The sequence below is a fragment of the Frateuria sp. genome (assembly GCF_013362045.1).
Classification (GTDB): Bacteria; Pseudomonadota; Gammaproteobacteria; order Xanthomonadales; family Rhodanobacteraceae; genus Frateuria_A.
This window is the reverse complement of sequence record NZ_JABFWW010000294.1, coordinates 1-10,779: the sequence shown is the minus strand read 5'-3', so window position 1 is coordinate 10,779 and position 10,779 is coordinate 1. Positions and strand designations below refer to the sequence as shown.

The window sequence follows — 10,779 nt, the reverse complement described above, 5'->3', positions numbered from 1 at the left end:
GCCGACGTACTTGCGCCAGTAGTCGGTGGTCGCCGCCTCCACCGCCACGCGCGCGCGGCACCAGGACGGCAGGATGCCTTCGCGGTATTCCAGCGACTGCTCGTCGAACACCTCGGTGCAGGGCATCGACACTACGCGCACCGGCACGTTCTGCTGGGCGAGCGTGCGCGCCGCCTCCATCGCCAGCTCCACCTCCGAGCCGGTGGCGATCAGGATCGCCTTGAACTGGGTGTCGGCCGGGTCGGACAGCACGTATGCGCCGCGCGCAATGGCGGCCACCTGCTGCCCGCTGCGCTGCTGGTGCTTGAGGTTCTGCCGCGAGAACACCAGGCACGCCGGATTGCCCTTGCGCTCGATCGCCGCCTTCCAGGCCACTGCCGACTCGACCGCGTCGCAAGGACGCCACACCTGGTTGTTCGGGATGTAGCGCAGGCTGGCGAGGTGCTCGACCGGCTGGTGGGTGGGGCCGTCCTCGCCCAGGCCGATGGAGTCGTGCGTGTAGACGTGGATGGCGTGCGCCGGGATCAGCGCGCTCATGCGCACGGCGTTGCGCGCGTAGTCGGAGAACACCAGGAAGGTGGCGTCGTAGGGAATGAAGCCGCCGTGCAGCGCCAGGCCGTTGCTGATCGCGGTCATGCCGAACTCGCGCACGCCGTAGTAGACGTAGTTGCCCTGGCCGCCGCTGGCATCGCCGTTGCCGGCGTCCTTGCTGCCCTTCCACTTGGTGAGGTTGGAACCGGCGAGGTCCGCCGAGCCGCCGATCAGCTCCGGCAGCAGCGGGCCGAAGGCGTCCAGCGCCATCTGCGAGGCCTTGCGCGAGGCCACTTCCGGGCCTTCGGACTGCAGCTTGGCGATGTACGCCTGCGCCTTGTCCGCCCAGTCGGCCGGCAGCTCGCCGGCAAGCCGGCGCTTGAATTCGGCGGCCAGTTCCGGATGCGCCTTGGCATAGGCGTCGAGGGCATCGTTCCAGGCCTGCTCGCGCTGGGCCCCCTTGGTCTTGGCGTCCCAGCCGGCGTAGATCTCGGTGGGGATCTCGAACGGCGGATGGTTCCAGCCGAGCCGCTCGCGCGCGGCGGCGACCTCGTCCTTGCCCAGCGCGGCACCGTGGCTTTCTTCCTTGCCCTGCTTGTTCGGCGCACCGAAGCCGATGATGGTCTTGGCACAGATCAGCGTGGGCTTGCCGGTCTGCGCGGTGGCCTGCTCGAGCGCGCGCTTGACCGCCGCGGCATTATGCCCGTCGACGCCACGGATGACGTTCCAGCCGTAAGCCTCGAAGCGCCGGGGCGTGTCGTCGGTGAACCAGCCCTCGACTTCGCCGTCGATGGAAATGCCGTTGTCGTCATAGACGGCCACGAGCTTGCCCAAGCCCCAGGTGCCGGCGAGCGAGGCGGCCTCGTGCGAGATGCCTTCCATCAGGCAGCCGTCGCCCAGGAACACGTAGGTGTGGTGGTCCACGACGGTGTGCCCGGAGCGGTTGAAGTGTGCCGCCAGCACCTTCTCGGCGAGGGCGAAGCCCACGGCGTTGGCCAGCCCCTGCCCCAGCGGACCGGTGGTGGTCTCCACGCCCGGCGTGTGGCCGTACTCGGGATGGCCGGCGGTCTTCGAATGCAGCTGGCGGAAGCGCTTGAGCTCGGCCATCGGCAGGTCATAGCCGGAAAGGTGCAGGAGTGCGTACTGCAGCATCGAGCCGTGGCCGTTGGAAAGCACGAAGCGGTCGCGGTTGGGCCACTTCGGATTGGCCGGGTTGTGGTGCAGGAAATCGTTCCACAGCACCTCGGCAATGTCGGCCATGCCCATCGGCATGCCCGGATGGCCGGACTTGGCCGCCTCGACGGCGTCCATGGCGAGAGCGCGCACGGCGTTGGCGAGTTCGCGGCGGGTGGTCATCGGTGCTTCTCCGGTCAAGCGGCAAAGCGCCAATTGTCGCCGATCGCATGGTTGCTGTCGCGTCATCGCCCTGTGTCGCCGCGGCGTGCCGATTAATTCAGCCTTAATCGTCACGGGTCGGATATCGCGGAACTTCAGGCGCCGATGGGTTCAATGCCCGATGCGCATGCCCCGTGCGCCCCGTCCGGCCCGTTCCCCACGCGCCGAGCGCCTGGTCCTGACATCAGGAGAACGATCCCATGAAAAACACGCTGTACGCACTTGCCTTGAGTTCCGCGGGCCTGTTGGCCGCCCCCGCCTTCGCGCAGGACGCCGCACCGCAGGACACTGCCCCCGCCAATCCGCCGTCGACCACCGCACCGGCGCCCGCTGCCGACAATACCTCCAACGGCAGCGGCAACTACCAGTCCAGCCAGCCGGTGGGCAGCGGCAACTGGTTCATCGACGCCAACGTGGGCCGCACCAGCGGCAACAGCGATGGCGGTTTCGGCAGCAACGCCAGCGCCTTCAACTTCTTCAACGGCCATCGCGGCCGCCGTACCGGCTACGGCGTGGCCGGCGGCTATCGCTGGAAGGTCGGGCATGACCTGGGCCTGGGCATCGAGGCCGGCTACACCGACCTCGGCAACTACCGCGTCCGCAACGTGTTCAACTCCAGCCCGGTGAACCAGCGCGACACCGTCAACGCGCTGCGTGGCTGGACGGTGGGCGTCAACGGCCGTATCAATCTGACGCCGGAGTGGTACATCGGCGCGCATGGCGGCCTGTTCTGGGCCAACGACAACAACCAGCGCTACTACGACACGCTCAACCAGCAGCTGGGCTTCTCCAACGGCAAGCACGCAGGCCGCGGCAGCTGGTACGGCGGCTTCGGCACCGGCTGGGACATCAACGAGCACTTCGGCGTGGGCGTGCAGTACGACTACTTCCACGCCAACGCCGGCCACTACACCAACCCGACCACGGGCGAGCGGATCACCGGCCTGAAGCGTTCGACGAGCATCGTTTCGCTGACCGGCGAGTACCGCTTCTGACGAAGCGAGGCGGATGGACGTCCAGACGTCCATCCGCCGTCATGCCGCCCGGCTTAACGGCAAATTACCGACGCATTCATGGCGATTGAATTTTTCGGCCACCAGCCCCATCCAAGGAACACGCGTCGCCCTTCCCCCCTTTTGGGGCGCGCGCAAGCGATCGAACCCCGCGATCGCCACAACAACAGGAGAAATCTCCATGAAGAAGACGCTGCTTTCCCTTGCTTTCGCTTCCGCCGGCCTGCTGGCTGTTCCCGCCGCGTTTGCGCAGAGCGCGCCGATCCACAACGACGGCTGGTTCGTCAACGGCAACGTGGGCCGCACCTCGATCGACAAGGGCCCGTACAACGGCCATGACACCGGCTACGCGATCGGCGGCGGCTACCGCTGGGCGGTCGCTCCGCAGTTGGCGCTGGGCGTGGAAGCCGGCTACAACGACCTGGGCAATATCCACGTCAAGAACATCTTCAACAGCAACGACGTGATCGAACAGGGCCGCTCGCAGCTGCATGGCTGGACCGCCGGCGTGAACGGCCGCTTCAGCCTTGCGCCCAGCTGGTACGTCGGCGCCCACACGGGCCTGTACAGCTGGAAGGGCCACGGCCTGGACAACAGCGTCAATCCGGTCCGCAAGGGCCTTGACGACACCAGCTGGTACGCCGGCGCGGGCGTGGGCTACGACTTCAGCAACAACGTGAGCGTGGGCCTGAACTACGACTACTACGATGCGAAGAAGAAGGACGTGGACCTGAGCACCGACATGGTGTCGATCAGCGCCGAGTACCGGTTCTGATGGGTGTCGGCGCAGGGATGCGCCGTTCGATGTATGGCGAGGGGCGCTCGGTCGGGCGCCCCTTTTTGCTGCCTGGGTCCTGCGTAGCCCTCCCGCATGCTCCCGCGAACTGGCTTGCCTGCAGTGGGCTTATGCGTCCGATGTGCGCTTAGCTTCCTCTCCTCTTTGGGGGAGGGCTGGGCGAGGGCCGAGTGCTCGCGGAGATTTGGTTGTGCGCGGATGCGCTTTTGTCGATCGCTCTTATGTAGCGATCCTGCGATCTGGCTCGCGGAAGCGCCACGGAAGAACGATGGGCAAAGCGCACCCGTGCACAACTGCATCGCCCCCGCGAGCCGGCCCGTCTCCTCAAAGGAATGAGGTGGCAAGAGCATCGCGCGTCATAAGAGGAGAGGAGCGGAGCATGGTGCCGCCGAAAGGCGAGGCAAGAGTGCGGCGCAGCGAGGAAGGGGGACGAAGCACGCACCGGACGAGCCCGCCCACCACCGGCACAGCTCTCCCTGGAGACCCGCACGAGAGCGAAAGAGTAGTCAGTGCCCGCGTGCAAAGAGAAAGGGCGCCTTGCGGCGCCCTCCCAGCACGACCTTGTCTGGCGGCTCAGCCGTTCCACTGCCCCAGCGCGGCCAGGCCGTTCTCGCGGGCACGCGCGGCGACGGTCTTCTGCGCCTCGGCGTAGTTGCCCTTCATGTCCTTGGACCACAGCTTGAGCGCCGCCTGCTGCATGGCGCGGCCGTAGGAGAAGGACAGCGGCCACGGATGCGGGCCGATGCGGTTCATGGCGTTGAGGTGCGCGGTCGACTGCTCGTCGGTCTGGCCACCGGAGAGGAACACGATGCCCGGCAGCGAGGCCGGCACGGTGCTCTTGAGAACCCGCACGGTGGCCTCGGCCACTTCCTCGGCCTCGGCCTGCTCGTCGCAGTCCTTGCCGGGGATGACCATGCTCACCTTCAGGATGGTGCCCTCGAGCATGACGTTCTGCTCGTACAGCGCGTTGAACAGGCTGCGCAGCACCGCCTCGTGCACTTCATAGCTGACCTCGATGCTGTGGTCGCCATCCATGATCACTTCCGGCTCGACCATCGGCACCAGCCCGGCTTCCTGGCACAGCGCAGCGTAGCGGGCCAGCGCGTGGCAGTTGGCCTCGATCGCCGTGGAACTCGGATTGTCCTCGGAGATGTTGATCACCGCGCGCCACTTGGCGAACTGCGCGCCCAGCTTGACGTACTCGGCCAGGCGATCGCGCAGGCCGTCCAGGCCCTCGGTGACCACGTCGCCCGGAAAGCCGGCCAGCGGCACCGGGCCCTTGTCGACCTTGATGCCCGGAATGATGCCGTTCTTCTTCATTACGTCGGTGAACGGAACGCCGTCCCTGGTCTTCTGGCGGATCGTCTCGTCGTAGAGGATCGCACCGGAAATGTGCTCGGAAAGGCCCGGCGCGGTCAGCAGCAGTTCGCGGTAGGCGCGGCGGTTCTCTTCGCTGTTCTCGATGCCGACGGCCTCGAAGCGCTTCTTGATCGTGTTGGTCGATTCGTCGATCGCGATGATGCCCTTGCCGGGCGCGACCATCGCCTGGGCGATGCTTTCAAGATCTTCGATGCTCATGAACGACTCCGTCGAGACGAGGCGGGGGTACCGCGATGGAATGCCAGCCGCCATCGGCGGCCGGTCAAAGAACCGCCGATTATAACGGCATGCGCCTGGGCCGTCGTGACGCCTGCGAGACAGTCAGCTTTCGTAGCCGGGAAGGCGGCAGGGCGCCATCACCTTTTGCTGGCCTGCCGCATCGGATGGCGCGTTGAAGGGTACGGTGTAGTAAGTGGATACCGGGTCGTGATTCTTGTTGGACAACGAGGGGCCGTAGCGAAAATCGGACACCGCACTCATCGCGATCTGGCCGAAGTCACCCTGGGGCACCACCTTCTCGACCTTCAGGTCGCGCGGCACGCCATCGGAACCGATCATGTAGCTGACCGACGCGCAGCCGGGCTGGGTGATGCCGCGGGCGCTGTTGGGCACGTCGATGTCGACCTTGTGGTTGAGCAGGATCCAGTGCTCGTACAGATGCCGCGGATCGACCTTGTTCGTCGATTGCGCCATGGCGGGCAGACCGATGGCAAGCAGCGCCGCAAGGGCGAGACGGCGGACGGTCGGATTCATGGCAACCTCCTGGGCGTGGGGGTCGCAGTGTAGCGCCGCCGCCGTTACGGGCGGGCCTTTCGGCCCCCTCTCCCCTCCGGGGAGAGGGGCGGGGTGAGGGGTCAATCTTGTGAAAGTCTTGATGGAGGCAAGCAAAGCCTCGGTTGGGCTCCCCGCGAGCACCCGCCCCTCACCTCGATCCTCTCCCTGGAGGGGAGAGGAGGCGAACGCAAAGAGCCGTACTTACAGGTCGCGCAGGCTCTCGACGATGCCCTCGGCACCGACCAGCAGCAGCTTGAGCGTGTTGGTGCCGCCGCCGGCGCCGACCCGGTCGCCCTGCGTGAGCACCACGCGGTCGCCTTCGCCGAGCTTGCCCAGCGCGAACAGCTGGCGCACGGCCTCGCGAGCGTTGGCCGCCGAACTCTGGCTGACCTGGTCGAACGCCACCGGCTGCACGTCGCGCAGCAGCAACATGCGGCGGCGCGAGTCGGCGCTGGGCGAGAGCGCGTAGATCGGCACCGCGCTGCGGTAGCGCGAGAGCCACTGCGCGGTGGCGCCCGATTCGGTCAGGGCGATCAGCGCGCGCACGCCGAGCTGGCCGGCCAGCACCATCGCGGCCAGCGCGATCGCCTGGTCCGCGCGGTCCAGTCGGTGGGTGGCGGCGGTCAGGTCTTCCTTCGGCTCGAACTGGCGTTCGGCGCCCAGGCAGATGCGGCGCATCGCCGCCACCGCCACGTCCGGGTGCGCGCCGGCGGCGGTTTCCTGCGAAAGCATCACCGCGTCGGTGCCGTCGATCACCGCGTTGGCGACGTCGAGCACTTCGGCGCGCGTCGGGATCGGCGCGGTCACCATCGACTGCAGCATCTGCGTGGCGGTGATCACGGCGCGGTTGCGCGCCACCGCCTCGCGGATGATCTTCTTCTGCAGGCCGGGCAGCTCGGCGTCGCCGATCTCCACGCCCAGGTCGCCGCGCGCCACCATCACCGCGTCGGAGGCGTCGATGATCTCGCCCAGCACCGGAATGGCGTCGGCGCGCTCGATCTTGGCCACCAGCGCACCGTGGCCGTCGGCCTCGCGCAGCAGGCGGCGCGCGGTTTCCATGTCCTCGGCCGAGCGCACGAACGATACGGCGAGGAAATCGGCGCCGATCTCGGCGGCCAGCTTGATGTCGGCGCGGTCCTTGTCCGACAGCGCCGACACCGACAGTCCGCCGCCCTGGCGGTTGAGTCCCTTGCGGTCGGAAAGCCGGCCGCCGATCAGCACCTCGCAACGCACCTGCGCGCCGTCGACCCCGACCACGCGCAGGGCGACCAGGCCATCGTCGAGCAGCAGCACGTCGCCGGCGACCACGTCGTGCGGCAGGTCGTGGTAGCTCACGCCGACGCGGGAACGGTCGCCGGGCGGGGCGCCGGGCGAGCAGTCGAGCACGAACGGATCGCCCGGCTGCAGTTCGATCGGCCCGTTGGCGAACTTCTCGATGCGGATCTTCGGGCCCTGCAGGTCGGCCAGGATGCCGACCTCGCGCCCGACCGCCGCGGCGGCGTCGCGCACCGCCATGGCACGGACGCGATGGTCCTGCGGCTGGCCGTGGGAGAGGTTCAGGCGGACCACGTCCACGCCTTCGGCGATGAGTCGCGCGAGCATGCCCGGCGAGTCGGTGGCGGGGCCCAGGGTGGCGACGATCTTGGTGCGGCGCAGGTGGTTTTCGGGGTTCATGCCGGCAGGCTAGCAGATGCCGGTGATGGCGCGGTCGGCGTGCAATCGTATGCAGCCGGAGCTGCGACGGCCGTCGCGCACGCCTCAGCCGAGCGCGAGGTTGAGCAGCTTGGCCAGGCGCCGGCCCGCCTCGCGCAGGCGCCGCTCGGCCAGCGGAAGCTCGGCCCCGACGTAGGCGGCACCGATCGCATGGCCGTCCGGATAGATGCCGCGGCTGATCCGGCAGGATTCCTCGGCCCACGCATACGGTGCGCCCTGGACGGGCGGCGGCCCGGCGAGTCCGCCTGCGTCCAACTGCCGCGCGTAGTCCTGCCATGCCAGGGCGCGGGTGTGCAGCAGCCCCGAGTCCCAGACCCGGTGCAGGTTGCTGCCCTTGCCCTGGAACTGCACCTGGTAGGTGTTGCCACCCTTGTCGTCGCGATAGCCCGCATGCAGCGGCTGGTGCACGTCGCCGACGAAATGCACGACGAACTTGAGCGCCTCACGGCGGGCCTCGTCGCTCTGCCCGGGATCGCCCAGCACGGCCGCATAGTGATCCAGCGCGCCGACCACGCAGCGGCCGTCCGGGCAGTCGCGTGGCGGGTCGTAGTGGCACTGGCTGTCGCGGAAATTGACGTAGTGCTGGCTGCGGGTCGCCTTCCACAGCGACTGCTGCGCGGGATCGTCCTGGATGTCGTCGGCCCAGGTGGCAACGTCGGCCAGCCGGCTCGTGTGCTCGGGCGCGAGCAGGCGCTCGACCTGCGCCTCGGCGGCGGGACTCAGGTGGCGTTGCGCCAGCTCGGCCACGATGCGGTGGCCATCGGGACCCCAGGCATCGGCATCGGGAGCCAGGAGCAGGCAGGCGAGCAGGAAAACGGCGCAGCGGCGCAGGTTCATCATGGCAAGGACGCAGTCGGAACAGCGGGCGAGTTTGCCATGCCACGCTCACCCGATCCGCAAGGGAAGCTTGAAGTAGCGCTGGCCGTTGGCCTCCGGCGGCGGCAGGCGGCCACCGCGGATGTTCACCTGCAACGCAGGCCACAGCAGGCGCGGTGGCGGCAGTGCGGCATCGCGCTGCTGACGCATGGCGACGAACGCCTCCTCGTCCGTCCCTTCGCGGATGTGGCTGTTGCGCGCGCGCTGCTCGGCGATCGGCACCTCGGCGCGCGGCGCCTCGCCCTCCGGCGGGTAGTCGTGCGCCAGGAACATGCGTGCCGCCGGCAGGCCATAGATGCGCCACACCGAACGGAACAGTGCATGCGCATCGCCACCGGGAAAATCGCAGCGCGCCGAACCGGCGGCCGGCGAGAACAGCGTGTCGCCGACGAACACCGCATCGCCGATCAGGTAGCTCATGCTGTCGGACGTGTGCCCCGGCGTGGCCACGACGCGGATGGCAAGCTGCCCCAGCGGCAGTTCGTCGCCATCGTGCAGCAGGCGGTCGAATGCGCGGCCATCGAGGTGGGGTTCGGCATCGTCCAGGCCCAGCTTCTCGCGGAAGGTCGCCTGCACCTGCTCGATGCCGGCGCCGATCGCAGTGCTCGCGCACGTGCGTTCCTTAAGCCAGTGGGCGGCGGAAAGGTGATCGGCGTGCGCGTGGGTTTCCAGGATCCAGCGCACGTGCGCGCCCTCGCGTGCGGCTGCCGCCAGCACTCGCGCCGCGCTGGCATGACTCACCTCGCCGCCGGGCGGGTCGAAGTCGAGCACCGGATCGACGATCGCCGCCTCGCCGGTGGACGGGTCGCGCACCAGGTAGGTCCAGGTCGAGGTGGTGGCGTGGAAGAACGGCGTGACGTGCGCTTGCATGGCGGGTTCCAGCAATGCCTTTCCTGCCGTCATCCTCGCATGCCGTCACCCGCACGCGGGCTGCGATACGTGCCTGGGCAGCTATCGCCATGCCGCGAGCCGCACGCGGGTTCAGGCTAAAATGGGGGCCTTTGGCAGCCCCGTATGGCCGCCAGCCGCCTTCATCGAACCAGAGGAAGCAACGCCCATGGCCATCAAGGTCGCCATCAACGGCTTCGGCCGCATCGGTCGCAACGTGCTGCGCGCCGCCGTGCAGAATTTCGCTCAGGACATCGAGATCGTCGCGATCAACGATCTGCTGGAGCCCGATTACCTGGCGTACATGCTGCGCTACGACTCGGTGCACGGCCGCTTCAAGGGCGAGGTCTCCATCGAAGGCGGCCACCTGGTGGTCAACGGCAAGCGCATCCGCCTGACCCAGGAGCGTGACCCGGCGAACCTGAAGTGGGACGAGGTGAAGGCGGACGTCGTGATCGAATCCACCGGCCTGTTCCTGACCAAGGAAACCTGCCAGAAGCATATCGACGCGGGCGCGAGGAAGGTGATCCAGTCGGCGCCGTCCAAGGACGACACGCCGATGTTCGTCTACGGCGTGAATCATCAGAAGTACGCCGGCGAGACGATCATCTCGAACGCATCGTGCACCACCAACTGCCTGGCGCCGATCGCCAAGGTGCTCAACGACAAGTGGGGCATCAAGCGCGGCCTGATGACCACCGTGCATGCCGCCACCGCCACGCAGAAGACCGTCGACGGCCCGAGCAACAAGGACTGGCGCGGCGGCCGGGGCATCCTGGAGAACATCATCCCGTCCTCGACCGGCGCGGCCAAGGCCGTAGGCGTTGTGATCCCCGAGCTCAACAAGAAGCTCACCGGCATGTCCTTCCGCGTGCCGACCTCGGACGTGTCCGTGGTCGACCTCACCGTCGAGCTCGAGAAGCCGGCCACCTACGCCGAGATCTGCGCGGAGATGAAGGCGCAGTCCGAGGGCGCGCTCAAGGGCATCCTGGGCTACACCGAAGAGAAGGTGGTCGCCACCGACTTCCGCGGCGACGCGCGCACGTCGATCTTCGATGCCGACGCCGGCATCGCGCTCGATCCCACCTTCGTCAAGCTGGTCAGCTGGTACGACAACGAGTGGGGCTACTCGAACAAGTGTCTGGAAATGGTGCGGGTGGTGGCGAAGTAAGGCACCAGCCGGCTTCCCTCACGGAAACCGATGCGCTGGAAGGCCGGGCCTGTTCAAGGTCCCGGCCTTTTTCTTGCAGCCGAGGGAGCGTTCTGATGCGCCCTGCGACGGGCAACGCTGCGGCATCCCGACACGCCTTTCACCTGCGGCGCCGTTACCGCCTATACTAGGGCAATGATAGCCATTCTCAATAAATGGGCAGCCCTGGCCCTGGGTGCCGCCCTGCTGGTGACCGTGTGTCC

Annotated in this window: 9 protein-coding genes; 3 read left to right on the top strand and 6 right to left on the bottom strand. The window is 67.8% G+C overall.

All coding sequences use genetic code 11. The annotated features are described in order from the left end of the window. Nucleotides 1-1,887, bottom strand: a 1,887-nt coding sequence (gene tkt / locus HOQ08_RS14095; protein WP_291196181.1) for a transketolase, incomplete at its 3' end; no start/stop codon positions are given. A gap of 239 nt (nt 1,888-2,126) precedes the next feature. Between tkt and HOQ08_RS14090 the strand changes: the two genes are divergently transcribed. Continuing rightward, nucleotides 2,127-2,921, top strand: a complete 795-nt coding sequence (locus tag HOQ08_RS14090) for a porin family protein (protein WP_291196178.1) — start codon at nt 2,127-2,129, stop codon at nt 2,919-2,921. Nucleotides 2,922-3,120: 199 nt separating this feature from the next. Continuing rightward, nucleotides 3,121-3,714, top strand: a complete 594-nt coding sequence (locus HOQ08_RS14085) for a porin family protein (protein ID WP_291196175.1) — start codon at nt 3,121-3,123, stop codon at nt 3,712-3,714. Between the two features lie 594 nt (nt 3,715-4,308). On the opposite strand, the gene HOQ08_RS14080 is transcribed toward HOQ08_RS14085, so the two are convergent. The 5 genes from HOQ08_RS14080 to HOQ08_RS14060 all read right to left on the bottom strand — a co-directional run bounded on the left by HOQ08_RS14080 (nt 4,309) and on the right by HOQ08_RS14060 (nt 9,348). Continuing rightward, complete coding sequence (locus HOQ08_RS14080) at nt 4,309-5,313, bottom strand: class I fructose-bisphosphate aldolase (protein ID WP_291196172.1); 1,005 nt, start codon at nt 5,311-5,313, stop codon at nt 4,309-4,311. Nucleotides 5,314-5,436: 123 nt separating this feature from the next. Beyond that, complete coding sequence (locus tag HOQ08_RS14075; protein ID WP_291196169.1) at nt 5,437-5,868, bottom strand: energy transducer TonB; 432 nt, start codon at nt 5,866-5,868, stop codon at nt 5,437-5,439. 222 nt (nt 5,869-6,090) lie between these two features. Next, a complete protein-coding gene (pyk, locus tag HOQ08_RS14070; protein WP_291196166.1) occupies nt 6,091-7,563 on the bottom strand; it encodes a pyruvate kinase in 1,473 nt (490 codons plus the stop codon). Nucleotides 7,564-7,647: 84 nt separating this feature from the next. Then, nucleotides 7,648-8,439 carry a S1/P1 nuclease gene (locus HOQ08_RS14065; RefSeq protein ID WP_291196184.1) on the bottom strand — a complete coding sequence of 264 codons (792 nt, stop codon included), beginning with the start codon at nt 8,437-8,439 and terminating at the stop codon, nt 7,648-7,650. 48 nt (nt 8,440-8,487) lie between these two features. Next, nucleotides 8,488-9,348: an MBL fold metallo-hydrolase gene (locus HOQ08_RS14060; RefSeq protein WP_291196165.1), complete on the bottom strand. Its 861-nt coding sequence runs from the start codon at nt 9,346-9,348 to the stop codon at nt 8,488-8,490. Nucleotides 9,349-9,535: 187 nt separating this feature from the next. Between HOQ08_RS14060 and gap the strand changes: the two genes are divergently transcribed. Next, on the top strand, nt 9,536-10,537 hold the full coding sequence (gap, locus tag HOQ08_RS14055) for a type I glyceraldehyde-3-phosphate dehydrogenase (protein WP_291196162.1): 1,002 nt from the start codon (nt 9,536-9,538) through the stop codon (nt 10,535-10,537). The last annotated feature ends 242 nt before the right edge of the window (nt 10,538-10,779 follow it).

Bases quoted from the DNA above. Each gene is read 5' to 3' on its own strand.
- HOQ08_RS14090 (WP_291196178.1), top strand. From the start codon at position 2,127: ATGAAAAACACGCTGTACGCACTTGCCTTGAGTTCCGCGGGCCTGTTG.
- HOQ08_RS14085 (WP_291196175.1), top strand. From the start codon at position 3,121: ATGAAGAAGACGCTGCTTTCCCTTGCTTTCGCTTCCGCCGGCCTGCTG.
- HOQ08_RS14080 (WP_291196172.1), bottom strand. From the start codon at position 5,313: ATGAGCATCGAAGATCTTGAAAGCATCGCCCAGGCGATGGTCGCGCCC.
- HOQ08_RS14075 (WP_291196169.1), bottom strand. From the start codon at position 5,868: ATGAATCCGACCGTCCGCCGTCTCGCCCTTGCGGCGCTGCTTGCCATC.
- pyk (WP_291196166.1), bottom strand. From the start codon at position 7,563: ATGAACCCCGAAAACCACCTGCGCCGCACCAAGATCGTCGCCACCCTG.
- HOQ08_RS14065 (WP_291196184.1), bottom strand. From the start codon at position 8,439: ATGAACCTGCGCCGCTGCGCCGTTTTCCTGCTCGCCTGCCTGCTCCTG.
- HOQ08_RS14060 (WP_291196165.1), bottom strand. From the start codon at position 9,348: ATGCAAGCGCACGTCACGCCGTTCTTCCACGCCACCACCTCGACCTGG.
- gap (WP_291196162.1), top strand. From the start codon at position 9,536: ATGGCCATCAAGGTCGCCATCAACGGCTTCGGCCGCATCGGTCGCAAC.